The sequence below is a fragment of the Isoptericola sp. NPDC058082 genome (assembly GCF_042885055.1).
Taxonomy (GTDB): Bacteria; Actinomycetota; Actinomycetes; order Actinomycetales; family Cellulomonadaceae; genus Isoptericola.
In genome coordinates, this window is sequence record NZ_JBHVSQ010000001.1 from 564,011 (window position 1) to 588,235 (window position 24,225).

Annotated in this window: 23 protein-coding genes and 1 riboswitch; of the genes, 11 read left to right on the top strand and 12 right to left on the bottom strand. The window is 76.3% G+C overall.

Annotation, left to right across the window (positions count from 1 at the left end; all coding sequences use genetic code 11):
- Positions 1 to 275: 275 nt before the first annotated feature.
- On the bottom strand, positions 276 to 1,976 hold the full coding sequence (locus ACFVS0_RS02650; protein ID WP_430587084.1) for a bifunctional hydroxymethylpyrimidine kinase/phosphomethylpyrimidine kinase: 1,701 nt from the start codon (positions 1,974 to 1,976) through the stop codon (positions 276 to 278).
- Positions 1,967 to 2,109, bottom strand: a riboswitch (TPP riboswitch). Its footprint overlaps the gene before it by 10 nt.
- A gap of 128 nt (positions 2,110 to 2,237) precedes the next feature.
- Between ACFVS0_RS02650 and ACFVS0_RS02655 the strand changes: the two genes are divergently transcribed.
- From ACFVS0_RS02655 to ACFVS0_RS02675, 5 genes are all read left to right on the top strand, one after another.
- Complete coding sequence (locus ACFVS0_RS02655; protein WP_430562473.1) at positions 2,238 to 2,909, top strand: hypothetical protein; 672 nt, start codon at positions 2,238 to 2,240, stop codon at positions 2,907 to 2,909.
- A gap of 88 nt (positions 2,910 to 2,997) precedes the next feature.
- Positions 2,998 to 3,810: a YcnI family protein gene (locus ACFVS0_RS02660; RefSeq protein WP_430587085.1), complete on the top strand. Its 813-nt coding sequence runs from the start codon at positions 2,998 to 3,000 to the stop codon at positions 3,808 to 3,810.
- Complete coding sequence (locus ACFVS0_RS02665) at positions 3,807 to 4,439, top strand: copper resistance protein CopC (protein WP_430587086.1); 633 nt, start codon at positions 3,807 to 3,809, stop codon at positions 4,437 to 4,439. The genes ACFVS0_RS02660 and ACFVS0_RS02665 overlap by 4 nt, the downstream gene beginning before the upstream one ends.
- Positions 4,440 to 4,644: 205 nt before the next feature.
- Positions 4,645 to 6,096 (top strand): hypothetical protein, encoded by a 1,452-nt coding sequence (locus ACFVS0_RS02670; RefSeq protein ID WP_430587087.1) that lies wholly within the window; start codon positions 4,645 to 4,647, stop codon positions 6,094 to 6,096.
- Between the two features lie 60 nt (positions 6,097 to 6,156).
- Positions 6,157 to 6,435, top strand: coding sequence for an acylphosphatase (locus ACFVS0_RS02675; RefSeq protein ID WP_430551944.1), 279 nt, complete (start codon positions 6,157 to 6,159; stop codon positions 6,433 to 6,435).
- On the opposite strand, the gene ACFVS0_RS02680 is transcribed toward ACFVS0_RS02675, so the two are convergent.
- Entirely contained in the window at positions 6,425 to 7,150 is a 726-nt protein-coding gene (locus tag ACFVS0_RS02680) for a class I SAM-dependent methyltransferase (RefSeq protein WP_430562470.1), read from the bottom strand. The two genes, ACFVS0_RS02675 and ACFVS0_RS02680, sit on opposite strands and share 11 nt — an antisense overlap.
- Before the next feature lie 63 nt (positions 7,151 to 7,213).
- Here ACFVS0_RS02680 and ACFVS0_RS02685 point away from each other — a divergent pair, with 63 nt between their 5' ends.
- Both ACFVS0_RS02685 and ACFVS0_RS02690 read left to right on the top strand, forming a co-directional pair.
- Positions 7,214 to 7,954 (top strand): class E sortase, encoded by a 741-nt coding sequence (locus ACFVS0_RS02685; protein ID WP_430551946.1) that lies wholly within the window; start codon positions 7,214 to 7,216, stop codon positions 7,952 to 7,954.
- A gap of 13 nt (positions 7,955 to 7,967) precedes the next feature.
- Positions 7,968 to 8,129: a hypothetical protein gene (locus ACFVS0_RS02690; protein ID WP_380242702.1), complete on the top strand. Its 162-nt coding sequence runs from the start codon at positions 7,968 to 7,970 to the stop codon at positions 8,127 to 8,129.
- 3 nt (positions 8,130 to 8,132) lie between these two features.
- Here the strand turns inward: ACFVS0_RS02690 and ACFVS0_RS02695 are convergent, their stop codons facing one another.
- Positions 8,133 to 9,125: a LacI family DNA-binding transcriptional regulator gene (locus ACFVS0_RS02695; RefSeq protein ID WP_430562469.1), complete on the bottom strand. Its 993-nt coding sequence runs from the start codon at positions 9,123 to 9,125 to the stop codon at positions 8,133 to 8,135.
- A gap of 41 nt (positions 9,126 to 9,166) precedes the next feature.
- Here ACFVS0_RS02695 and ACFVS0_RS02700 point away from each other — a divergent pair, with 41 nt between their 5' ends.
- Entirely contained in the window at positions 9,167 to 10,039 is an 873-nt protein-coding gene (locus tag ACFVS0_RS02700; protein ID WP_430587088.1) for an LLM class F420-dependent oxidoreductase, read from the top strand.
- Positions 10,040 to 10,065: 26 nt separating this feature from the next.
- Here the strand turns inward: ACFVS0_RS02700 and ACFVS0_RS02705 are convergent, their stop codons facing one another.
- The gene (locus ACFVS0_RS02705) at positions 10,066 to 11,865 is read right to left on the bottom strand and encodes an ABC transporter ATP-binding protein (RefSeq protein WP_430551950.1); all 1,800 of its coding nucleotides are present in this window, start codon (positions 11,863 to 11,865) and stop codon (positions 10,066 to 10,068) included.
- A gap of 121 nt (positions 11,866 to 11,986) precedes the next feature.
- Between ACFVS0_RS02705 and ACFVS0_RS02710 the strand changes: the two genes are divergently transcribed.
- Positions 11,987 to 12,406 carry a hypothetical protein gene (locus ACFVS0_RS02710; protein WP_430551951.1) on the top strand — a complete coding sequence of 140 codons (420 nt, stop codon included), beginning with the start codon at positions 11,987 to 11,989 and terminating at the stop codon, positions 12,404 to 12,406.
- Between the two features lie 32 nt (positions 12,407 to 12,438).
- Here ACFVS0_RS02710 and ACFVS0_RS02715 read toward each other — a convergent pair whose 3' ends face one another.
- The 7 genes from ACFVS0_RS02715 to ACFVS0_RS02745 all read right to left on the bottom strand — a co-directional run bounded on the left by ACFVS0_RS02715 (position 12,439) and on the right by ACFVS0_RS02745 (position 18,898).
- A complete protein-coding gene (locus ACFVS0_RS02715; RefSeq protein ID WP_430587089.1) occupies positions 12,439 to 13,641 on the bottom strand; it encodes an RNA polymerase sigma factor in 1,203 nt (400 codons plus the stop codon).
- Positions 13,638 to 14,051, bottom strand: a complete 414-nt coding sequence (locus ACFVS0_RS02720) for a YciI family protein (RefSeq protein ID WP_430551953.1) — start codon at positions 14,049 to 14,051, stop codon at positions 13,638 to 13,640. Before ACFVS0_RS02720 ends, ACFVS0_RS02715 begins: the two co-directional genes overlap by 4 nt.
- A gap of 91 nt (positions 14,052 to 14,142) precedes the next feature.
- Positions 14,143 to 14,883: an NIPSNAP family protein gene (locus ACFVS0_RS02725; RefSeq protein ID WP_430587090.1), complete on the bottom strand. Its 741-nt coding sequence runs from the start codon at positions 14,881 to 14,883 to the stop codon at positions 14,143 to 14,145.
- Positions 14,884 to 15,009: 126 nt separating this feature from the next.
- Positions 15,010 to 15,192 carry a hypothetical protein gene (locus tag ACFVS0_RS02730; RefSeq protein WP_430587091.1) on the bottom strand — a complete coding sequence of 61 codons (183 nt, stop codon included), beginning with the start codon at positions 15,190 to 15,192 and terminating at the stop codon, positions 15,010 to 15,012.
- 85 nt (positions 15,193 to 15,277) lie between these two features.
- On the bottom strand, positions 15,278 to 15,553 hold the full coding sequence (locus tag ACFVS0_RS02735; RefSeq protein ID WP_430587092.1) for a metal-sensitive transcriptional regulator: 276 nt from the start codon (positions 15,551 to 15,553) through the stop codon (positions 15,278 to 15,280).
- A gap of 54 nt (positions 15,554 to 15,607) precedes the next feature.
- Positions 15,608 to 17,344 carry an FAD-dependent oxidoreductase gene (locus tag ACFVS0_RS02740; RefSeq protein ID WP_430587093.1) on the bottom strand — a complete coding sequence of 579 codons (1,737 nt, stop codon included), beginning with the start codon at positions 17,342 to 17,344 and terminating at the stop codon, positions 15,608 to 15,610.
- A gap of 72 nt (positions 17,345 to 17,416) precedes the next feature.
- Entirely contained in the window at positions 17,417 to 18,898 is a 1,482-nt protein-coding gene (locus ACFVS0_RS02745; RefSeq protein WP_430587094.1) for an MFS transporter, read from the bottom strand.
- Positions 18,899 to 18,957: 59 nt separating this feature from the next.
- Between ACFVS0_RS02745 and ACFVS0_RS02750 the strand changes: the two genes are divergently transcribed.
- The gene (locus tag ACFVS0_RS02750) at positions 18,958 to 20,841 is read left to right on the top strand and encodes a hypothetical protein (protein WP_430587095.1); all 1,884 of its coding nucleotides are present in this window, start codon (positions 18,958 to 18,960) and stop codon (positions 20,839 to 20,841) included.
- A 26-nt stretch (positions 20,842 to 20,867) separates the two neighbouring features.
- Here ACFVS0_RS02750 and ACFVS0_RS02755 read toward each other — a convergent pair whose 3' ends face one another.
- Complete coding sequence (locus ACFVS0_RS02755) at positions 20,868 to 23,762, bottom strand: AAA family ATPase (RefSeq protein ID WP_430587096.1); 2,895 nt, start codon at positions 23,760 to 23,762, stop codon at positions 20,868 to 20,870.
- 139 nt (positions 23,763 to 23,901) lie between these two features.
- Between ACFVS0_RS02755 and ACFVS0_RS02760 the strand changes: the two genes are divergently transcribed.
- Positions 23,902 to 24,147, top strand: coding sequence for a hypothetical protein (locus tag ACFVS0_RS02760; protein WP_430587097.1), 246 nt, complete (start codon positions 23,902 to 23,904; stop codon positions 24,145 to 24,147).
- Positions 24,148 to 24,225: the final 78 nt, after the last annotated feature.

The following is a 24,225-nucleotide window of genomic DNA, read 5'->3' on the forward strand; positions in this document are numbered from 1 at the left end:
GCGCGGCCCGGCGGGGTGCCGGTCGCGACGGGACGGCGGGGAGCGGAGGAGGCGGTGCTCCTCCTGGGACTTTCGGAGGGATCGGCGCGGCGGGCGCCTCGGCTGCGGCTGCGCGAAGTGCGCTTCGTGTCGGGCATCACACCTATTCTGTCACTCGCCTCCGACACACTTGCCCCGGTCACGCGGTGCGCCGCGAGCTCGGGACACCGCTTACCGCCGCGGGATCCCGCCGTCGCGCACGACGGCGGGACCCGGACGGGCCGCGGTGGACCGGGTCAGCCCACCGCGACGCGCCCGACCGTGGGCTCGACCGTGGGCTCGACCGTGGGCTCGACCGTGGGCTCGACCGTGGGCTCGACCGTGGGTGCCCCGGTCTGGTCGAAGAACGCCAGCTCGTGCTCGCACGCCGCGTGGAACGTCGCCGCCATCCGGTCCCGGGTGACCGGGTCGGCCGCCGCGGCGGCGCGGCGCAGGATCGCGACGGCCTCGCGCGTCGCGTCCGCGAACGCATCGTCCGCGTACGTGCCCAGCCACGCCCCGTACGGGTGACCCGGGTGGTCGCGGGCGGCCAGCCGCTCCCCCACGTCCTGGTAGATCCAGTAGCAGGGCAGGACGGCGGCGACGAGGGTCGCGTAGTCGTCGCCGGCCGCGCGCAGGTGGTCGAGGTACGCGGCCGTCGTGGGGCTGGCGGGCACGTCCTGCGGCTCCCCGCCCAGCCAGCGGGTGTGCAGGTCGAGCTCGGTCACCAGCGCGCCGTGCGCGCCGCCGGCCCAGAACGCCTGCTCGGCCCGCGTGGGAGCCAGCTCGCTCGCCCGCGCGAGGCAGCGCGCGTAGTCGCGCAGGTAGAGCGCGTCCTGCTCCAGGTACGTGCGGAAGTGGTCGGCGTCGAGCGTCCCGTCGCCCAGCGACCGGACGAACGCCAGGTCGTCGATCGCGGCGCGCACGCCCGCGGCGTCGTCCCACCAGCGGGCGACGACGTCCTCCGCCCCGTCCTGACCTGATGCCCCGCCCACACCGGACGCACCGGCCGGCGCGAGCGGCTCCGCGCCGCCGGCGCGCAGCCCCACCAGGTGGTCGATCGGACCGTTCCCGCCGCCGACCCGCAGGGCCTCCCCGGCCCGGATCGCCGCGGTCAGCCAGGCCTTCGTGCCGCGCAGCGCCTCGGCCCAGTCCCCCGTGCGCGCGTACCGCGCGGCCAGCCCGCTGGACAACGAGCAGCCGGTGCCGTGGGTGGAGGTGCTGGTCAGGCGCGGCCCGGGGAGCTCCGCCAGCACGCCCTGCGGCCCGACGAGCGCGTCCGGGGCCCCCGCCCCCGTCGCGCCCGTCCCCGAGGGGCCCAGGTGGCCGCCCTTCGCCACCACCAGGACCCCGTGCCGGGAGGCCAGGCGCCGCGCCTGCTCGAGCGCGCCGGGCCAGTCCGCGGCCGACGGTTCCTGCGCGAGGACCGCGAGCTCGGGCAGGTTCGGCGTCACGACGTCCACCCGGGACAGCAGGTCCCGCACGGCGTCCTCGGCCGCCGGGTCGAGCAGGCGGTCCCCGCTCGTGGCGACCATCACCGGGTCCAGGACGACGGCGGGTCGCGCGCCCGTCGCGCCGGGCGGCAGGGCGTCGAGCCAGGCGGCCACGGCGTGGGCCACGGGGGCGGAGGCGAGCATCCCGATCTTCACGGCGTCGACGGCCACGTCGTCGGTGACGGCGTCGAGCTGCGCGGCCAGGAACGCGGCGGGCGGCACGTGCACGTCGCGCACCCCCCGCGTGTTCTGCACGGTCAGGGCCGTGACGGCCGCCATCCCGTAGCCGCCCGCGGCCGCGATCGACTTGAGGTCCGCCTGGATCCCGGCGCCCCCGGACGGGTCGGACCCGGCGACGGCCAGGACGCGGGGGCGACTGCCCCTCGTCGGCGCCGGGGCCGCGGGAGCAGGGGCGGTGGAGCCGGCGCTGCCGGCGGAGCTGTCTTCAGGTGCACGCGCACTCATGTCGACATCCCTTCGCTAGTACGAGCTAGATCAGGTTCGACGGGTGTGTTCTCAGCGCCCGCCGGCCGGGTCGCGACGTCGTCGTGACGATGTCGCGGCGATGACCGGTCGGGACGCACCCCGTGTCGTGCCGCCCACCGTAGCCCAGGCCCGCGCGGGCGGCGGGCGGCGTCCCGCGGCGCGTGTCGGCGTCATGCCGCGCCTCGCCAGGCGCTCGCGCCGCAGGCCCGCGGCCTGTTCGCAGCACGGTAGGGTGCGGGGGTGCCCGTGGTCGTCCGTCGTGCGCGCGAGCTCCTCGTCGCCGGCACGACGCTCAGCATCGCGGCCGCCGCCCACCTCCTGGCCGGCGGCGCGCTCCCCGGGGCACCCCTCGCCTGGCTCGTCGTCGTGGCGCTCACGGCACCGCTCGCGGTGTGGACCGCCCGCCGCCGGCTGACGCTCCCCCGCCTGCTGCCCGCGATGGTCGCGCTCCAGCTCGTGCAGCACACGACCCTGTCCGTGCTCGGCGCGGCGGGCACCGGCGCCTCACCCGCGACCCTGCTCACGACCCTGCCCTCGACGCCGGGGGCCGCGCCGGACGGGCACGCCCTGCACGCGCTGGGCCCGGGCTCCCTCGGGCCCGCGACCGGCGGCGGGCTGCACCTGCACCACGCGGACGACCCCGGGACGACGTCCTGGATGCTCGCCGCGCACGCTGCCGCGGTGCTGCTCACCGCCCTGCTGCTCGCGGCGGGCGACCGAGCGGCCGTCAACGTCGCGGGCCAGCTGCGGCTCGTCGCGGTCCTCGTGCTGGGCCCGGCGGCGCCGCCCGTCGTCCGCGAGCCCGCCGTCGTCGTCGGGCGCACCTGGCACCCCCTCCGGGCCCGCGCCGTCCGGCGCACCCCGCCACGAGGCCCCCCGCTGCTCCCGGGCGCCCTCGTGCGCGCCGCCTGACCCTGCCCTGGTCCGTCGTCGGACGGGGGCGGGTCCCTCGTCGACCGACGACCCCTGACCACCCCTGAGCACCAGGAGCAGCACACCCATGTCCAGGACCATCCCTGCCCTCACCCCTGCCCTCCGCGCGCGCCGCTTCGCCGGCGCCGCCGCCCTCACCGTGCCGGCCCTCGTCCTCGGCGCGGCCGCGGCCTCCGCGCACGTGACCGTGACCCCCGACGCGGCCGAGGCCGGGTCGTACGCCACCCTCACCTTCAAGGTCCCGAACGAGTCCGCCGAGGCCTCGACCACCGCCGTGAAGGTCGACCTCCCCACCGACACCCCGTTCACCAGCGTGTCCGTGGAGCCCGTGCCGGGCTGGACGGCGAAGGTCACCCAGGCGCCCCTGCCCGAGCCCGTGGAGGTGCACGGCACCACCGTGACCGAGGCGCCGGCGAGCATCGAGTGGACCGCCGACGACGCCGACGCCGGCATCGCTCCGGGCGAGTTCCTCCGGTTCACCGTGTCCGCCGGTGCCGTCCCGGACGGCGTCGAGGAGATCGCCCTGCCCGCCACGCAGACGTACTCCGACGGCGAGGTCGTCGCCTGGGACCAGGAGGCGACCGGCGACGCGGAGCCCGACCTCCCAGCACCCGTCCTGCAGGTGCTCCCGGCGGCCGAGGACGGCGGCCACGGCACGGCGTCGGCAGCCGGCGCCACGCACTCGGCCGCGGACGCCGGCGCAGACGCGGGCACGGACGCGGGCACGGACGCGGCGGCCGACGACGACGCCTCCGGCACCCTCCCGCTGGCGCTCGGCGCGGCGGGCCTCGGTCTCGGGCTGGTCGGCGCCGTCACGGGTGTCGCCGCCCTGGCGCGGACCCGCGCCACCGGCACCGGCACCGGCACCGAGCAGCGATGAGCGCGCGACGCGCCCTCCCCGCAGCCGGGTCGCTCGCCCTCGCCCTCGGCCTCGGGGCCGCGGGGGTCGCCGGCGCGGCGCCCGCGAGCGCCCACAACGTCGTCGTCGGCACGTCGCCGGCCTCGGGGTCCGAGGTGACGGAACCGCCCGGGTCCGTCGACGTGACGTTCGACGACGTCGTGCTCGACCTGTCCGCGGAGGGCTCCAGCACGGTGATCACCGTGACGGACGCCGACGGCACCGACTACGCGACCGGATGCCCGACGATGCAGGACCGCACCGTGTCGGTGCCCGTCGCCCTCGGCGAGGGCGGTGAGTACACGGTCGACTGGCGGATCGTGTCGGCCGACGGGCACCCGACCAGCGGCGCGTTCTCCTTCACCTACGACCCGCCCGCCGGGGCCGGGGCCGCCACCCCGGGGACGGACGCGCCGCCGTGCGCCCCGGCCGGGGCCGCGGGCGCGGACGAGGCGTCCTCCGGAACCGCTGACGGCGCGTCGGCCGCCGAGGACGGCGGGGGCGGCGACGCCTCCGAGCTGGTCGTGGTGCTCGGCATCGCGGGCGGCGTCGTCGTGCTCGCCGGCGCGGCGGTGCTCGTGGCGCTGCGGCTCGCGCGACGTCGCGGCTGACGCACCGCACCCTGCGACGTGTCAGGGCGAGGGCCGGGTATACCGCGCCCTCGCCCCGACACGTCGCGGCGGCCCCGAGCTGTCAGGGTCAGGGCCGGATATGCCCCGCCCTCCCCCTGACAGGTCGCGGTCGTGACCCTCCGGGACGCCTGCGTCGTCGTCGGGTCGTCCCCGCACCGGGCCGGAGCCGCCTACGATGCCGAGCATGGATGCGGGGCAGATCGTCGGGATCGTGACGGGCCTGGTCGTAGTGGTCGTGCTGGTCACGGCGGTGGCCTTCTGGGCGGCGCGGCGGCGCAGGGCCGCGCGTGGGCGGGCACAGGACCTCGAGGCGGAGCTGCAGCGGCTCGGCGTGGAGGCGGGCTCGGCCCTGGTGCGCGCCGACGAGCGGGCCCGCCTCGCCGAGGACGAGCTCGCGTTCGCCCAGGCCGAGCTGGGCGACCGGGAGACGCGCGAGCTCGCACCGACCCTGCGCCGTGCGCGGGAGCGCCTGTCCGAGGCGTTCCATCTCAACCAGCTCCTGCACGACCACGTCCCGGACACGGACCAGCAGCGCCGGGAGTGGTCGGCCCGCGTCGTCGACCTGTGCCGGTCGGCCGACGGCTCGCTGGACGAGCTCGACCGCGGCCTCGCCGCCCTGCGGCAGACGGTCCGCTCGACGCCCGACGCCGTCGACCGGGTCGACCGCGAGCTGGCCCGGGTCCGCGAGGCCGTGCCCGCCGCACGCGCCGACCTCGAACGCCTGCGGGGGCAGTACGACGCGCAGGCCCTGCTGCCCGTCGCGGACAACCCCGAGCAGGCGGAGCGGCTGCTCGAGTTCGCCGGCCGCAGCACCGCCGCGGCACGCAAGCGCCTCACGACCCAGCAGGTCGCGGAGGCCGGGGCCGCGGCCCGCGCGGCGGAGGAGGCCGTACGCCGCGCGGAGGGGCTGCTGCGCGCCGTCGACGACTACGAGGCCGAGGCGCTGCGCGCGGAGGCGGCGCTCGGCGCGATCGTCGCGGAGTCGCGGGCCGAGCTCGCCCAGGCGCGCGCCCTCCCGACGGCTCAGCGGGCGGGACGGATCGACGGCGCGGTGACCGCTCTCGAGGACGCCCTGGCGGCGCTGCCCGCGCCGGGCACGCCGGGCGACCCGGTGGGCTCCCTCACCCGGGTCCGCGAGGCCAACACCGCGCTCGACGACGCCGTGGCCGAGCGGGCCGAGCACGACGAGCGCACCCGCCGGGCGGCGTCCCGGCTCGGGCCCGCGCTCGACGACGCCGAGCGGCAGCTCGCCTCGGCGCGGTCCGTCGTCGACGACTACCGCGCCCCCGTGGGCCCCGACGCCCGGACGCGCCTGGCGGAGGCCGAGCGCGAGGTGGCGCAGGCACGGGCGGCGCAGGACCCGGAGCGCGGCGTGGCCGCCGCCCGCCGGGGTGCCGCGCTCGCCGCGGAGGCCGCGACGCTGGCGCACCGCGACATCGCCCGGTCCGGGCAGGGCCAGCGCTGGGACGGCGGGTACAACGGCGGCCCCGACGGGTACGGCGGCGGGTACGGCTGGCAGGGTGGCCGGCGCCCCGGTGGTCGCGGCGGGTCCGACGTCTTCGGCGCCGTCCTGGGCGGGATGGTGCTGGGCGGCATCCTCGACGACATCGGGGACATCGGCGACATCTTCGACTGACGGTGAGTTCGACCGACCGTGACGGCGGCGTCGACGAGCACGACGAGCACGGGAGGGTGTATGGCCACCACGGTGCGGCGGCGGGTGCGGGTGCACGGCCGCGTGCAGGGCGTCGGGTTCCGCTGGTCGACCCGGGAGGCGGCGCGCCGCGCGGGCGTGGGCGGCGTCGTGCGCAACCTCCCCGACGGCACGGTCGAGGCGGAGGTCGAGGGCACGCCCGACGCGGTGGACGCGATGCTCGCGTTCCTGCGCGAGGGCCCGCCCGCGGCCCACGTCACCGGCGTCGACGTCGAGGAGGTCCCGCCGCGCGGCGACACGGTCCTCGTCGTCAGCGACTGAGCACGTCGCGCGGCACGTCGCGCGGGGCGTCCCGCCCCGGCAGCCGCGCCGCCACGTGCTCGACGACGCCGGCCCGCGTGCGCCCGTGCTCCTCGACCACGAGCCCGCGCTCGAGCACCCATCGCATCGGCCGGCGCCGGAAGTGCTCGCCGGCCAGGGGCACGCTCACGACGTCCGCGAGCGCCTGCAACGCCTGGAGCGGCCAGGCGCTGGACGCCACGTGGTCGGCCAGCAGGAGCAGCCCTCCCGGACGCAGCACCCGTGCCATCTCGGCCAGGGCCGCCCGCTCGTCGGCGATGCCGCACAGCGAGAACGTGCACACGACCGTGTCGAACGAGGCGTCGGGCAGGTCGAGTGCCTGCGCGTCGCCGACGCGCAGGTCGGCGTCCGGGTCGAGGCCGAGGCCGAGCCGCACGGCACGGTGCCGCGCGACGTCGAGCATCCCGGCGCTCTGGTCGACGCCCACGAGGCCGCCCGGGCGCGCCGTCACCGCGGGCGGGTAGTGCTCGAGGTTGAGCCCCGTGCCGACGGCGACCTCGAGGGTGCGGCCCTCGGCCAGCGCGCACACCCGCCGCCGCAGGCCGGGGAACATCCTCCGCTCGGCGGCCGTGAACGCCCGGTCGTAGCCCGCGGACTCGCGGTCCCACCGCCGTCGTAGCCGCGCCGCACGCCTGCGCTGTGCGCGCCCCCGCGGCACGCCGTCGTCGCTGGTCACCGCCCCAGGGTCCCACGACCGCAGCGACCGCGACAGAGCCGCGGACCACGTAGCATTTCGCACGTGACGAGTCCTACCCACGCCCGCCCCGTCCGACGCCGTGGCGTCGGCAGCGCCGTCGTGGGCGGCGTCGGCGAGATCCTCATCACCCTCGGGGTGGTGCTCGGGCTGTTCGTCGTGTGGCAGCTGTGGTGGACGTCGGTCGAGGCCACCGCCCAGGCGCAGGAGGTCATGCAGGAGTTCGAAGCGACCCTGCCGCCCGCCAACCCCGAGCCGGCCGAGCTGCGCACGGACGCCCCGCCCGTGCCCGACGCCGTCGGCTACGGCGAGACGATCGGCACGCTCATCGTGCCCGCCTGGTACGGCCTGACGAACAACGCGATGCCGATCGCGGAGGGCACCGGCATGGACGTGCTCGACCGGGCGATGGCGGGGCACTACGAGACGTCGCAGCAGGTGGGCGACGTCGGGAACTTCGCGCTCGCCGGGCACCGCCGCACGCACGGCAACTCGTTCCGGCACGTCGACAAGCTGGAGAAGGGCGACCAGATCATCGTCGAGACGGCGAAGACCTGGTACGTCTACGAGGTCACCGACCACGAGATCGTCACGCCGGACCAGGTGGACGTGGTGGCGCCGGTCCCCCACCATCCGGACGAGAAGCCCACCGAGCGGCTGCTGACCCTCACCACCTGTCACTCGCTCACCCTGGGCGAGTACGGCAACGACCACCGCTGGATCACGTACGCGACCTTCGTCGGGTGGATGGACCGCGCCGACGGCACCCCCGAGCAGGTCCGCTGAGGCTGGAGACGACATGTACGCGTGGATCTTCCGCCACCTGCCGGGCAACGTGTTCTGGCGCGTCCTGCAGTCGCTGGTGCTGGTCGCCGCCGTGGTGGCGGTCCTCTTCCTGTGGGTCTTCCCCGCGATCGCCCCGTACCTCACGCTGCTGGAGGGCGACCCCGCGGTCGGCTGACGCTCAGCTGCTCGCGCGCACCACGAGCTCCGGGTCGAACAGCACCTCCTCGGGCGCCGACGTCGGGTCGTCGATCTCCCGCAGCAGGATCTCCGCGGCGGTGGTCCCGATGGCCTCGGCCGGCTGGCGCACCGTCGTCAGCGGGACGGCGCCGGTGGTCGCGAACGGGATGTCGTCATAGCCGACGAGGGCGACGTCGTCGGGCACCCGCACCCCGCCGTCCAGCAGGGCGCGCACGAGGCCGAGGGCGTGCATGTCGTTGCCGGCCAGGACGGCGTCCGGCCGCTCGCCGGGGGCCGCCGCGGCGATGCGGCGGCCCACCTCGGCACCCTCGGCCATGCCCAGGTCGTCCGAGTGCACGACCTCCAGCGTCGCCCCCGCGGTGGCGTCCACGACCTCCTGCATCCCGGCGAGCCGCCGGCGGACCTGCTGCACCCGGGCTCGGCCGGTCGCCGCGAGCAGCCGGCGGCGGCCGCCGTCCACGAGGTGCTGCGCGGCGAGCCGCCCGCCCTCCCGGTGCCGCAGCGAGACGGTCGACAGCCGCCCGGCCGGGTCCTGCTGGTCGACCACGACGACCGGGCTGCCGCGGTCCTTGCGCGCCGTCAGGGCGGCCATCTGCGCGTCGTGCGGGGCCACCACCATGCCGTCGAACCGCAGCTGCTCGAACAGGGCGACGAGGCGCTCCTGCTGCTCGGGCGACTCGTGGGTGCTGCCCGTGACGAGGGTGAGGTCCGCGCCCGCGACCACGCGCTCGACGGCGGTCACGACGTCCGCGAAGAACGGGTTGGACGCGTTGATCACCGACACGCCGACGATGCCGGAGCGCTGCCAGCGCAGCTGCCGGGCGGACAGGCTCGGCACGAACCCGAGCTGCTCCACCGCGGCCCGGATGCGCGCCGTCGTCGCGGGCGCCACCTTCTCCGGGCGGTTGAGGTAGTTGGAGACGGTCGCCGCGGACACGCCGACGTGCCGCGCGACGTCGTGGATGGTCACCATCGGCCCGCCCCCGCCAGGACGGGGCGGTGCAGGATGGGCGGATGGACACGCGACCCGCTCCCCGCGCTCCGCTGCGCTTCGGGGTCAAGCTCACGCAGGACGCCGCGGTCGGCACCTTCCGCCAGGTGTGGCAGGTCGCCGACGAGGCCGGGTTCGACCACGTGTGGGTGATGGATCATCTCGCCTCCCTGGGCGCGGACGACGACCGTCCGATCTTCGACGCGTGGGCCATGCAGGCGGCGATGGCCGTGGCCACCTCGCGGGTGCGGATCGGCTGCATGGTGTCGGGCAACTCCTACCGGCACCCGGTGATGCTGGCCAAGCTGGCCACGACCGTCGACCACCTGTCGGGCGGCCGGCTGGAGCTCGGGATCGGCGCCGGCTGGAACGAGCACGAGCACACGATGTACGGGCTCGACCTCGGCACCGTGCGCGAGCGCATGGACCGCCTCGAGGAGTCGCTGCAGATCCTCACGTCGCTCTGGACGCGGCCGCGCACCACGTTCGACGGCGCGCACTACCGGCTCGCCGACGCGGTCGCCGAGCCGAAGCCCGTGCAGCGCCCGCACCCGCCGATCTGGGTGGGCGGGTCCGGGCCGAAGCGCACCCTGCGGCTGGTGGCGCGGTACGCCGACGCGTGGAACGACACGTCCAGCTCGCCGGAGCAGGTGGCGGCGCTGGGCGAGGTGCTCGACCGGCACTGCGCCGACGTCGGGCGCGACCCGGCCGAGATCCGGCGCACCGTGCAGCTGCGGCTGCGCGAGCACCCGCTCGCCGAGCTCCCCGGGCTCGTGGAGCGGTATGCCGCGGCGGGCGTGACGGAGTTCGTGGTCGTGCTGTCCTCGGGCGAGGCCGCGCTGCGCGAGCTCGACGGCGTGGTCGCGGCGCTGCCCGCGCTGCGTGCCGCCGCCTGAGCCGGCCGGCACTCCGCTCCCCCGCACTAGGCCGCCCCGGCCTGCGCGGCGTGCAGCGCGGCGTACCGGGCGCCGCGCCGCAGGAGCTCGTCGTGGCTGCCGACCTCGACGACGCGGCCGTGCTCGAGCACGACGATGCGGTCCGCCGCCCGCACCGTGGAGAGCCGGTGGGCCACGACGAGCGTCGTGCGGTCGCGCATGAGGCGGTCGAGGGCGTCACGCACGACGGCCTCCGCCTCGGGGTCGAGCGCGCTGGTGGCCTCGTCGAGGAAGAGCACGCGCGGGTCGCGCACCAGCGCCCGCGCGATGGCGAGGCGCTGCCGCTGGCCGCCGGACAGCCGGGCACCGCGCTGCCCGACCACCGTGTCCCACCCGTCCGGGAGCGCGTCGACGAACTCGAGCGCGTTGGCGTCGCGCAGGGCCGCGCGGACCCGGTCGTCGGTCGCGGCAGGGTCCTCGCCGGTGGTGTCCAGCCCGTACGCGACGTTCTCCCGGATCGTGCCCTCGAAGAGCACCGACTCCTGCGGCACGACCGACACCCAGCGCCGCACGCTGCGCAGGTCGAGCTCGGCCATGTCCGCGCCGTCGAGCAGGAGGCGGCCCGCGGTGGGCCGCACGAACCCGAGGACGAGGTTGAGGAGCGTCGACTTGCCGGAGCCGGACGGCCCGACGAAGGCGACGGTCTCCCCCTCGCGGACCTCGAGGTCGACGTCGTGCAGCGCGTCCTGCGTCGCGTCCGCGTACCGGTGGGACACGTGCTCCAGGCGCAGGTGCCCGCGCACCTCGTCGACGCGCCGCCGCCCCTCGTTGCGCTCCAGGTCGGGCTCGGTGAGCACCTCCGCGATCGAGCGCACGGACTCCACGCCGCGCGCGGTCACGGGCACGAGGTTGAGCACCTGGGTGAGGCCCTGGGTGAGGAGCCCGAAGTACGTCGACAGCAGCACGACCTCGCCGGGCGTGACGGGGATGAGCCCGGTGAGGGAGACGACGGCGGCGAGCACCAGGCAGCAGACGCCGAGCAGCTGCATGGCGACCCACGAGACGGACGCGACCCGCCCGTTGAGCAGGTCCAGCCGCAGGGCGGCACGCCGCACCTCGTCGGCGCCGTCGGCGACGCGGGACACGGCCGTGCGCTCCAGGCCGTGGGCGCGCGTCACGGGGATGAGGGACGCCATCTCCCCCACCTGCGCCGAGAAGCCCTCGATCTCGCGGCGGAACTCCGCGTTGCGCGCCTGCGAGCGCCGCGACATCGTGCGCCGGATCACCAGCGCCGTCGGGATGGCGAGCGCGTACACGGGCAGGAACTCGGGCACCTTGAGCGCCGTCATGGTGATCGCGCCGACCATCACCATCGCCGCCGACAGGAGGGGGTGGGTGACCTGCTGGAGCATCAGCTCGACGTTCTCGACGTCGCGCACCACCTTGCTCTGCACGACGGCGGAGCTGGCCCGCGAGTAGTACCCGATGGACAGCTCCTGCAGCCGCTCGACGAGCGCGTTGCGCAAGGCCGCGCCCGTGTCGCGCACGACGGTCATGAAGTTCCGCGTGTACACGATGTGGTTCGGGTAGTTCTGCGCCAGGAGCGCGACGGCCACGGCGAACCAGATCAGCACGGTCGTCACCGGTCCGCCGTCGGCGACGACGTCGATCACCGCCCCCGTGATGACCGGCAGGAACCACAGGGGCGTCTCCTTCACCGCGAAGGCGAGGAGCGCGACCGTCATGCGGCGTGGCCGCGTGGCCAGCAGGCGCAGCAGGGAGCGCACCGGCCGTCGGCCGTCGAGGAGGGGCTGGTCGGACGTGCTGGCAAGGGCTTTCCGGCGCACGAATCGATTCTAGTCAGGACTTCGCCCCGGGCGCGGGTGCGGTCCTCACCACAGTCGGGCCGAGACGGTCGGTGGGCGCCCCGAGCGCGACTAACCTGATGCCGTGGCTACCTTCTCGAGCGTGACGCGCCAGCACATCCTCCGGGCGATCGAGGAGCACGACGACCGCGGCCCCGACGCCTTCGTCGGCGTCTACGGGTTCACGCCGACGCCCGGCCACACGTTCGTCCACGACGAGCGCACCTACGACTCCAAGGCCGTGCTCGGCGTCGCGCACAAGTACGCCACGGGCGTCCCGGCGCGCGCCGAGGACCTCGTCGACGCCAAGTGCGACGACGCCGGCATCCTGCGCAAGCACGGGTTCGCCGCCACCGCGCCGGCGTCGGCCGCACCGGCGCCCGCACGCAAGACGGCCGCCCCGCGCCGCAAGGCCGCGAGCGCCCCCGCCCGCAAGCCCGCCGCCCCGGAGCCCGAGCTCGCGATCTGCCCCACCTGCTTCACCGCGCTGCCCGCCACCGGCATCTGCGACGAGTGCGGCTGAGCGCCCGCGACCGCTGACCCGCCGCGCCCCGCTCAGCCGGCCTGATGGCGCACGCGCGCCGCCTGCGTCGTCAGGTGGGTGCGCTCGGCGGTGCTCGTGGCCGCGTCGGCCGCCAGCGCGTAGTGCCGCGCCGCCGCGTCGAGGTCCCCCGCCCGCTCGTGCAGGTAGGCGGCCGCAGCGTCGCGGCGCGGGACGTCGGGCGGCAGCGCCTCCACCAGGCGCAGACCGGCGAGCGGCCCGTCGACGTGCCCGACGGCGACGGCGCGGTTGAGCGCCACCACCGGGTTGCGGGGCTCCAGCCGGAGCAGCTCGTCGTACCACTCGAGGACCTGCGGCCAGTCCGTCTCCTCCGCCGTCGCGGCGTCGTCGTGGAGGGCGGCGATCGCGGCCTGCGCCTGGTACGGCCCGAGCCGGTCGCGGGCGAGGGCGCCCTGCAGCAGCGCGACGCCCTCCGCGATCGCCGCGGTGTCCCAGCGGGAGCGGTCCTGCAGGTCGAGCGGCACCAGCTCGCCCGTCGCGGTGGTGCGGGCGTCCCGGCGGGCGTGGTGCAGCAGGAGCAGGGCCAGCAGCCCGGCCGCCTCGGCGTCGTCGGGGACGGCGGCGACGAGCTGCCGCGTCAACCGGATCGCCTCGGCCGCGAGGTCGACGCCGTCCGCCCGTCCCGTGGGTCCGCCCGTGAAGCCCTCGTTGAAGATCAGGTAGAGCACGCGCAGCACGGCGCGCACGTCCCCGGGCTCGTCGAACCGCTCCCCCGCCACCGTCCTCTTCGCGCGTGAGATGCGCTGTGCCATGGTCGCCTCCGGCACGAGGAACGCGCGGGCGACCTGCGCCGTCGTCAGCCCGCCGACCGCCCGCAGGGTGAGGGCCACCGCGGACGCCGGGGACAGTGCCGGGTGGCAGCACCGGCTGAGCAGCAGCAGGGTGTCGTCGGCCTGCTCCGTCGGGCCCGGCGGGGGCTCGAGCGTCACGCGGATCTCGCGCTGCGCGCGGGACGACGACGACCGGCGCGCGTCGACGAACTTGCGCCACGCGACCGTGACCAGCCACCCCTTGGGGTCCGACGGCGCGCCGCCCGGGGCGTCCCAGCGGCGCACCGCCTCCAGGAGCGCCTCCTGGACGGCGTCCTCCGCCGTCGCGAAGTCGGCACCCCGGCGGACGAGGACGCCGAGGACCTGGGGGCCCAGGTCTCTCAGCGTCCCGTCCCACGACCGGGCCCGGCGTGGGGGCTCGCTCACCCCGTGACCTCGGCGTCGTCGGTGAGGAACGGGCGCACCTCGATCCACTCGTGCAGCGGGCGCCCGCCCGGGCCGGGCGCGGACGACAGGAACGCCGCCGCCTCGTAGGCCCGCTCCGGGGACTCCACGTCGATCGCCATCCACCCGGCGATGAGGTCCTTGGTCTCGGCGAACGGCCCGTCCGTCACCGGGGGGAGGCCCGCGCCGCCGTACCGGACGAACTCGCCCCGCGGCGAGAGCGCCTGCGCGTCCACGAACTCGCCGCGTTCCTTGAGGTCGTCGATCACCCTGCCCATGAACTCCATGTGCGCGGCGACCTCGTCGGGCGTCCACCGGTCCATCGGCACGTCGGTGCCGGGCACCGGCTCCGGGTTGCCGCGGTAGTGCTTCAGCAGCAGGTACTTGGCCATGGTTCCATCCTGTCGTCGCGGGCGGTGCGTGTCACCGCCGACGCTCCTGGGACGGAGCAGCACCCCGGTTCTCGACATCCGCCCGGTCCGCCTACCGCAGCGACGACCGCGGGGTCGGCGCCAGACGCAGGCGCTGCACGGGGCGCGCCGACGCCGCGGCGAGCGGCGTCAGCACCTCCTCGCGCCAGCGCGCGGAGGACTCGAGCCGCGCCAGCCGCTCGGCGCCCCCGTCCGCGTCGTGGCGGACCAGCGACACGAGCACCTCCTCGCCGGCGCGCACCGGCAGCGCGGGGAACGTGTTGGCGGCGTGCTCGGTGCGCAGGGACGCCACCGGCTCGACGCCGGCGCCCGCGAGCAGCGGGCGCGCCACCTGCTCCAGGTGCTCCGCGGGTGCGTCGTCGAGAGGTCCGTCGAGGTACCAGACGGTCGCCACGACGGTCGAGCGCACCGGGGCGGGCTCCTCCGAGGCCCGTCGCGGCGGCGGGACGGGGAACCCGCCCGACGGGGACGTCGGGCGCAGCAGGAGGACGTCGTCGGAGTCGACCATGGTGGCGTTCGCCCGGTCGCGGTGCGCCCGCCACACCGGCCCGTCGTAGAACTCGGCGAGGGCCCGCGCGCGGGACGTCATGTCGTCGAAGCCGCGGAGCCACACGAACCGGTCGGGGTGGTCGAGGTCGCGGAACTGCCCCAGGAGCGTCATCCCCGCCGCCTCCTGCGGCTCGAGGAGCTCGCGCTCGAACAGGTCCACGAGGTCGTCCCGGCGGCCGGGGTGCAGGGTGTACTGCCGGAGCTCGACGACGGGGCAACGGACGGGCCGGCTCACGAGGGTCACCGGTCACGCTCCTCATCGGTCGCAGCGGTGGCGACCGGCGACGGCGGCACGGTCGACCGCTCCGCAGTCTCCCCGCCGTCGCGCGGCGGGGTCAAGGGACCGGCGCCCCGTCGTCGCCCGCGGGGGTCAGCGGCCGAACAGGCGGGCCAGGAAGCCGCCGCCCGCGGGACGGTCGCCCGAGGTCGGCTCGTCGTCGTGGCCGGGGCACCACTGCCCGGCGGGGACGGAACGGCGCACGTCGTCGACGTGCTGGCCGCAGCCGTTCCAGGTCGTCCTGCCGCAGGTCTTGCAGGTGACGGGGTAACACACGGTGGGGTTCTCCTTCGGTGGTTCGGGTCGGTGTCTATTCCGGTCTCGGCCGGGCTCGGCCGGGCGCGGCCGGGGCGCGGGCCGCTCAGGCCAGCGTGAGGAAGAGCTTCTCCAGCTCGTCGGTGGTGAGGCCGTCCTCGCCGGAACCGGCGTCCGGGTCGGCGAGGCACTCCTTCATCGCGGTCGAGATGACGGCGAAGCCCGCGCGGTCCAGCGCCGCGGAGACGGCGGAGAGCTGGGTGACGACGTCGCGGCAGGACCGGCCGTCCTCGACGGCGTCGATCACGGCGTTGAGCTGGCCACGGGCGCGCCGCAGGCGGTTGAGGATGCGGCGCTGGGCGTCGCTGTCGGTGGTGAGCATCGGGCCCTCCCGGGCGTTCGGTGTGGTCGGTGTCGTCGGTGTGGTCGGTACCGGTCAGGCGAGGGCGGGCTCGGGCACCACGGGCAGGTCGTGGGCGCGGTCGCCGAGGACGGCGCGCAGAGTGAGCGTCCCGCCGGACAGCGAGGCGGAGTCGAAGCCCGCCTGCACGAGGACCCGGTGGGCGATCGCCGACCGCACCCCCGACGCGCACAGCACGCGCACCGGCCGTCCCGCGGCCGCGGCGCGCACCTCGTCGAGGCGGTCGCGCAGCTCGGTGTGCGGGATGAGCAGGGCGCCGGGCAGGTGCCCGGTCGCGACCTCCTGCGGGGTGCGGACGTCGAGCACCAGGGAGTTCGCCAGGACGGCGTCCACGTCCTGCGCGTACCAGAGCCGCAGGGTGCCGTCGAGCACGTTGGAGCCGACCATCCCGGCGAGGTTGACCGCGTCCTTCGCCTGGCCGTACGGCGGGGCGTACGCGAGGTCGAGGTCGACGAGGTCGCCCACGGCCATGCCGGCACGCAGGGCCGTGGCCAGCACGTCGATGCGCTTGTCGACGCCGTCGCGCCCCACCGCCTGGGCGCCGAGCAGCAGCCCGTCGTCCGGACGCACGTGGAGCACGAGGTGCACCTGGCTGGCGCCGGGGAAGTACCCGGCGTGCTGGTTCGGGTGCAGGTGCAGCGTGCGGTAGGCGAGCCCGGCGGCATCCAGCGCGGCGCGGTTCGCGCCCGTCGTCGCCGCGGTCAGCTCGCCGACCCGCACGATCGCCGTGCCCAGCGGCGCCGGCAGGGGCCGGGCCGTGCCCGGCCGGACGACGTCGTCGGCGACCAGGCGACCCGCGCGGTTGGCGGGTCCGGCCAGGGCCACGGGGCGCCGGAGGCCCGTGACGGCGTCGGCCTGCACGACCGCGTCGCCGACCGCCCACACGCCCGGGGCGGAGGTGCGGCCGTGCTCGTCGACGACGATCGCACCGCGCTCGCACTCCAGCCCGGCAGCCTCGAACGTCTCCGTGTCCGGTCGCACGCCGACCGACAGCACGACGACGTCGGCCGGCACCCGGGTGCCGTCGCCCAGCACGACGACGTCCTCGTCGGGCCCGGCCTCGACGGCCTCGGCCGCGACCCCGGCCCGCACGACCACGCCGAGCCGACGCAGCTCCTGGGTGACCGGGTGGGCGACCTCGTCCTCCAGCGGCGGCAGCACGTGCGGTCCGAGCTCGACGAGGGTGACCTCGAGGCCGGCGGACGCGAGCGCCTCTGCGGCCTCGACCCCGATGAACCCGGCGCCGAGCACGACGGCACGGCGCGCGCCGGCCTGCACACGCTCCCGCAGCGTGCGGGCATCGTCGACGGTGCGCAGCGTGCGCACCCGCGCGGAGCCGAGCCCGTCGATCGGCGGGCGCACGGCGCGCGCGCCGGGCGCCAGCACGAGGGCGTCGTACGGCAGCTCGACGACGCCGGCGGCGGTGGTCGCGGTGACGACGCGCCCGTCGGTGTCCAGCGCGGTGACGTCGTGGCCGGTGCGGACGTCGAGGGCGAGGGCGGCGCGCAGGGACTGCGGCGTCTGCACGAGGAGCCGGTCGGCGTCGGGGATCTCGCCGCCCACGTGGTACGGGAGGCCGCAGTTCGCGAACGAGACGTGCGCGCCGCGCTCGAGCACCACGATCTCGGCGGTCTCGTCGAGACGTCGGGCTCGGGCGGCGAAGCTCATGCCGCCGGCCACTCCCCCGACGACGACGATCCGCCGGCGCGCGGGCGAGGCGGCGGCTTCGGGTGCGGTGCTGCTGTCGATCATGCGGACGACGATACCCCGGGGGGTATTGCTCGTCCCAATCGGCTGGTCAGCGGCGCGCACCCCGTGCCGCGCTCAGTCGTCGCCCTCGCCGTCGCGCTCGGCGTCCTGCGCGGACAACGGCGTCGCCACGTCCTCCAGGGAGCGTCGCTCGGCGCCGACGCCGAGGAACATCGCCACCACCCCGCCGGCGATCATCAGCGCGGCCCCGACGTAGTACCCCACGGCGATGCCGGAGATGTCCTGCGCCTCGCTCGCCGACTCGATCAGGCGGCCGAACAGCAGCGGCCCGGTGATGCCGCCGACGGCGGTGCCGACCGCGTAGAAGAACGCGATGCACAGCGCGCGCGTCTCCATCGGGAACACCTCGCTCGCGGTGAGGTACGCGGAGCTCGCCCCCGCCGACGCGACGAAGAAGATCGCCATCCCGAAGAGGGTCAGCGTCCACGCCGTCAGGCCGCCGAGCATCAGGCCCGCGACGGCCAGCAGCACGCCGGACACGAGGTACGTCCCGGAGATCATCCGCACCCGCCCCACCTTGTCGAACAGGGGCCCGAGCGCGACCGCGCCGAGGAAGTTGCTCACCGCGAAGAGCGCGATGTAGGTGCCGGTCTGCCCCACCCCGAGGAAGGTCTGGAGGGTGTCGCCGAACGTGAAGAAGAACGCGTTGTACAGGAACGCCTGCCCCACGAACAGCGCGAGGCACAGGATCGTGCGCCGCGGGTACTCGGAGAACACGGTCCGCGCGACCCGCGCCAGGCTCACCGTGTGCCGCTGCTTCACCTTGAGGGAGCCCTCCGGCTCCGGCAGGTCCACGCCGTCCTGCTCGGCGACGCGCCGCTCGATGCCGGTGACGATCCGCTCGCTGTCCTGCTCGCGCCCGTGGATGAACAGCCAGCGGGGGCTCTCCGGCACGTTGCGCCGGACGAACAGGACGCACAGCCCGAGCACGGCCCCCAGCGCGAAGCACAGCCGCCACCCCAGCCAGGCCGGGATCAGCTCGGGGTTCAGCAGCGGGATGGTCAGCAGCGCGCCGCCCGCGGCGCCGAGCCAGTACGACCCGTTGATGGCGATGTCGATCCGACCGCGGTACTTCGCGGGGATCAGCTCGTCGATCGCGGAGTTCACCGCCGCGTACTCGCCGCCGATGCCCAGCCCCGTGACGAACCGCATCGCGAAGTAGTACAGCGGGTTCATCGAGAACGCCGTGAGCACGGTGCCGGTCAGGTACACGAGCAGCGTGAGGATGAACAGCCGCTTGCGGCCGAACCTGTCGGTGAGCTGGCCGAACACCAGGGCCCCGAGGCACGAGCCCGTCACGTACACGGCGCCGGCCAGCCCGATGTCCGCGCTCGTAAGGCCGAGCCCGGTGTCCCCCTTGAGGGCGTCGGACAGGTTGCCGACGATCGTCACCTCGAGGCCGTCGAGGATCCAGACCGTCCCCAGGCCGACGACGATCATCCAGTGCCAGCGCGCCCACGGGAGCCGGTCGAGCCGGGCGGGGATGTCGGTGGTGATGGTCCGCAGCGTCGTCGCGCCGCCCTGGGTCGAAGGCATGCTCCGTGGTACGCCGCCCCCGAGATGCACGCACGGCGACGACTTGTACGTTCGTTCACATGGTTGCTCACCCGAACGGACCACGAGACCCGCGCGTCCGGCACCGCCGGGCGCTCCGCACCGCGAGCGCCGCGGCCCTGGCCGCACCGCTCGCCCTGACCGCCGCGGCGGCCGACGGGACGGAGGGCCGCACGGCCTCCGGCCTCGCTCCCCCGGCCTCCGCCCTCGTCACCGACGACCCCCCGGGCCCGACGGGCGGCATCGACGGCGACGCGGTGCGGTACCGGCTCCAGCACGAGGTGTCGGACGACGCACGGACCGCCTCCCCGCAGACCGACGACGCGACCCGGGTGCAGGAGGAGGACGCCGGCGACACCGTCCGGGACCGCGGGGCGTCCGCCCAGCGCCTTCCCGGGAGCCCCGACGCGCGGGCCGCCGCCGGCTGGGAGGTGCGGGTGGACGGCGGGCTCGGCACCGCGGCGATCGAGCCCGAGGAGGTCGCGCCGAACCCGGAGGACGACGGCTCCCTCTCCCTGGCCCGCGACCTCGGGCTCGGCGCCGAGCGCCGCGGGATCACGACCGACGGCGTGGTCGGGGACGGGCCGCACGGCTCGGAAGGCTCCGCGACCGGCGACTTCGACTTCTACCGCGTGGACGCGGCGCGCGGCGAGACCCTCACCGTCGACCTCGCCCCGGAGGGCGCGCTCGCGCCGAACGCGCTCCTGTACGACGCCGACGGGGAGCTGCTGGTCGGCGCGCAGGACATGACCGGCGACGGGGCCGTGCACCTGGCGCAGCGCCTCGAGACCGGCGGCACGTACTACGTCGCCGTCGGCGCGTACCTCCCGGGCGACCCCACCGACCCCGCGTCCGGGCCGGGCGTCGTCTCCGAGGGGCCGTACTCGATCGACGTCACGCTGCACGCGCGCGGGGCGGCGGACACCGACGTGTACGCGGTCCCGCTGCGCCGGGGCGACGTCGTCGGCGCGTCCGTCTCGGGCGGCGCCCGCCAGGTCGCGCTCCACGAGCTGGACGGCGACCTCGTGCAGTCCTCGGCGAGCGACCCCGGGCCGATCTACCCGGACGGCTCGCCGCTGCCCCGGGGCGGGAACGCCACCGCCAACCACGTCGTCGACCGGACGGGGCTCTACCTCGTCGCGGTGTCCGACGGCGCCGGCGACTACGAGCTCACCGTGGGCGCCCACCGGGCGCCGTCGGCCCGCGGCGCGCAGGAGCAGACGGTGCTGCTCGACTTCAGCGGGCCGTCGTTCGACAACCGCGTGTTCGGGGCCGCGGTCACCGATCCCGGGGTGCGCGACGTCAGCCCGATGCGCGACTTCCTGCCCCGCTGGGGCCTCACCGCGGCGGACGAGCGCGCGGTGGTGGACGCCACGACCGCGCTCGTGCGCCAGACGCTGCGCGACGAGATCCCCGGGTCGCGGGTGCGGGTGACCAACGACCGGGAGGACCCGGACCTGTGGGGCGCGCCGGGGGTGAGCCGCGTGATCGTCGGCGGCACCGTCGCCGAGGCGGGCATCATGCCGGCGTTCGGGCTCTCCGAGTCCATCGACCCCGGGAACTTCGCGCGCGAGGAGACGGCGATCGTCATGCCGGAGCTCATGAGCGGCGACCATGCCGCGTCGCTCGACCGGTTCCTCACCGCGGACAGCGACCGCGTGCAGGCCGTCTCGCAGGCGCTCGGCTACACCGCCGCCCACGAGATCGGGCACTTCGTCGGCAACTTCCACACCGACGACCACGACGTCGGCACCAGCGTCATGAACACCGGCAACCTGCTGCACATGTTCGCGGTCGGGCCCGACGGCGTCGCGGGCACCGCCGACGACGACCACGTCGCGATGCGCACCGCCCGGTACGACCGCCTGCAGGGCATCTCGGGCGTCGAGGACACCGTGAGCCGGACGGCCGTCGCCCTGCGCTGACGGATCGACGGCGCGCCGCCGGTCCGTCAGGGTCGGCGGCGCGCCATCCCGGACAGCTCGACGCGGTTGCGCGCGCCCGTCTTCGCCAGCAGGTGCGAGACGTGGGTGCTGACGGTCTTCTCGCTGATCGTGAGCGCGTCGGCGATCTCGGCGTAGGTCCGGCCCGCGGCCACGAGGGCGAGGACCTCGCGCTCGCGCGCGGTGAGCCCGGCGACGGGGCCGGCCGGCACGTCGACCTCGCCGGCCGCGGCGGGCTCGTCGAGCGGCACGCGGGCCCGCACGGCGAGATCGCGCAGCGCGTCGGAGACAGGGACCGCGTCGAGCGCCTCCGCCGCTGCCAGACCGCGGCGCAGCAGGCGGACCCCAGGGGCCCGGGAGCCCGCGGCGAGAAAGGCCTCCGCGCCGCGCCGGCACGCGTACGCCTCCTCCCAGGCGAGCTCGCCCGCCGCCGACGTCTCGGCCGCCACGGCCCAGAGCGCGCCGTCGTCGGCCCCTCGGACGCGCGCCGCCTCGGCGGCGACGAGCGCCTCGAGCGCGGTGACCTGCGCCTCCCCCAGGGGCGTCGACGGCCCGACGTCGCGGACGACGCGCGGGAAGCGTGCCCCGAAGGCCTCGGCCCGGCGGGCGACGGCGTCGTGCGAGCCGCGCCTTGCGGTCCGCGCCGCGTCCGCCAGGTCGGCGAGAGCCCGCAGGGCGAGCGGCACGAGCCACTCGGACATGGTGGGCACCGGGCCCTCGCGCGTCAGGCCCCGCAGCGCCGCGTCGTACGCCCCCTCCGGGTCGCCGCCGGAGAGGTGGACCTCCGCGCGGACCGTGTCGAACTGGAACGCGACGAAGTCCCCGAGGTCGGCGAAGCGCTCGTCGGCCCGCGCGAGGTGCGCGACGGCCTCCTCCGGGCGGCCCTGCAGGGCCGCCAGCCGGGCGGCGACGACGCGCGCCTTGACGTCGGCAAGAGGGCCCGGGTCCGCCGACAGCGTGTCCCGGAGCCGGTCGACCGCCTGCCGCCAGTCCCCGACGGCCAGCCAGCTGTCCGCCTCGTCGGCCGACATCACCGCGGCATACGTGTGCGGCCCCCCGAGCGCGACCATCCGCTCGCGGTACCGGCGCAGGCCTTCGGCGTACGTCCTCGAGGTCCCCACCTCGACCGCGTTGAGCCGCCACAGGACGGCGTGGACGTACGCCCACCAGTTCCGCACCCGGGCCGCGACCTCGATCGCCTCACCCCCGTACGCGATGCCGGCCGCGGCGTCCGCGGCGAACACCGCGAGCATCGCCTGCGCCGCGAGCGCATAGGTGAGCGCCTCGTCGTCGCCGGCCGCACGGGCGATCTCGACCGCCCTCGGCGCGAGCGGTTCCAGCCCCTCGACGCCGTGCCAGGTGCCGGAGTGCACGAGCTCGGAGAGGGCGAGCGCGTGGGCGCCGCTGCGCGGCTGCGCCTCCGACAGCCGCACCGCCTCGCGCACCACCGCGACGTTCATGAAGTCCCGGCCGGTCGAGTACTCGAGGTGCACGCGGCGCACGAGCAGCCGCGCGACGGACAAGGGCTCGGCGACCGGGTCGACCGCGCCCAGCAGCGCGTCGACCGCCGCGAGCTCGGCGTCGAACAGCCCGGCGTCCTTCGCGGCCGTCCGGGACCGCTCGAGCAGGTCGCGCCGCGACTCCGCCGGCGACTCCTGCTGGGGGTGCAGGTCGAGGGCGCGCGCCAGCAGCCGCTGCTGCTCGGCGGCCCCGCCCCCGGCGCCCGCGACGTCCGCCGCCCGCAGGGCCGACGCGTAGGCGCCCGCCGCGTCCCCGGCCCGGTAGGCGTGATCGGCGAGGGAGACGACGTCGCGCACGTCGCCGCCGGCCCGGTGGCCCCCGGCGACCGCCTCGGCCGCGAGCGCCGCGCACCGCCCGTGCAGCAGGTGCCTGCGGGAGTCGTCCAACGACCGCTCGAGGACCTCCGCGCTCAGCGGGTGCCGGAACCACGCCGCCCCGTGGGCCCCTGACGCCAGGAGTCCTGCGGAGACGCCCTCGGCCAGCCCGGCACGCACCGCGTCGACGGGGACGCCGCACACCCGGGCGAGCGCGTCCGGTTGGGCCGGCGCCCCCACCACGGCCAGCCCCTCGGCCACGGCCCGCTCGCCCGGCCCGAGGCGGTACCAGGCCGCCACCACCGCGTCGCGCAGGTCCTCGGAGTACGCGTCCGGCAGGTGCCGGGCGTCCGGTGCCAGCCCGTCGGCGAGCAACCTGGTGAAATACGGGTTGCCGTGGCTGCGGGCGTACACGTCCTCGACGAGCGACTCGTGCGGAGGGGCGCCGAGCAGCGCCGCGAGCTGCGTCGCGGTGGCGACCCGGTCCAGCAGGCCCAGCCGCAGCTCCGTGCAGCCCGGCATCCGGCGCACGTCTGCGAGCCACCGCCGCACGCGCTGCCCGTGCGGGTCCTCGCCGCTGCGCACCGTGGCGACGATCCGCCGCGCCGCGCGGCGCGGCGCCCCGACGAGGTACAGGAGGACGTCCAGGGTGCTGCTGTCCGCCCACTGCAGGTCGTCCACGAAGAGCACCACGGGCCCGGCGTGGTCCAGCCCGTCGAGCCACGCGTCGAGGCGCACCGGCGCGGCCGCGTCGTCGAGGTCGGGCGGCGGGGGCGCGTCCACGCCCGCGGCGGCGCCGTCGCCGAGCGCCGTCCGCAGCGGCAGGTACGGGATCGAGATCGCGTCCAGGGGCAGACAGGGCGCGTGGAGCGTGACGAGCGGGTGAGATCGCGCGGCGGCACGGATCGCGGCCTCCACGAGCACCGTCTTGCCGACGCCGGCGTCGCCCTCGACGAGGACGGCCCGCGGAGCATCGTCCGCCGTCGTGACCAGCAGGGACGACAGGCGGGAGAGCTCCGGCTCACGCCCGACGATCGTCGTCGTCGACGGTCCGGCGGTCCCGGCCATGCCTCCAGGATGGCACCGCCGCGCGGGGCTCAGGGGGTGAGGTCCTGATCTCAGGGACCGATCCCGATGCCCCGCGGCGGGCGCTGCCCGGACGATCGCGGCAACGGCACCTTCTGCCGCCACCCCCTGGAGGCCCGTCATGTCCACCCATCGCCTCGCCCCGGCCCTGCCCGCCGGCCTGATCGTCGTCGGCCTGATCGTCGCCGCCGTGCTCCTGCCCGCACCGGCCGGCGCCGACGAGATCGGCGCCGGACCGACCACCTCGCCCCCCGGCTGCGCCCTGGAGCGCGTCGACGACCAGCTCGTGCGCTGCGACGAGCTCACCGGCGCGGGCGTCCCGGCGCCCGGTTCTGTCCCGGAGTGGAGCCCCGGCTCGCTCCGCTGACACCCCCGGCGACGGCGGCCGCCCCGGGAGGGGCGGCCGTCGTCGTGCCCGGCGGGGTCGGGCGGACCCGGTGTCACG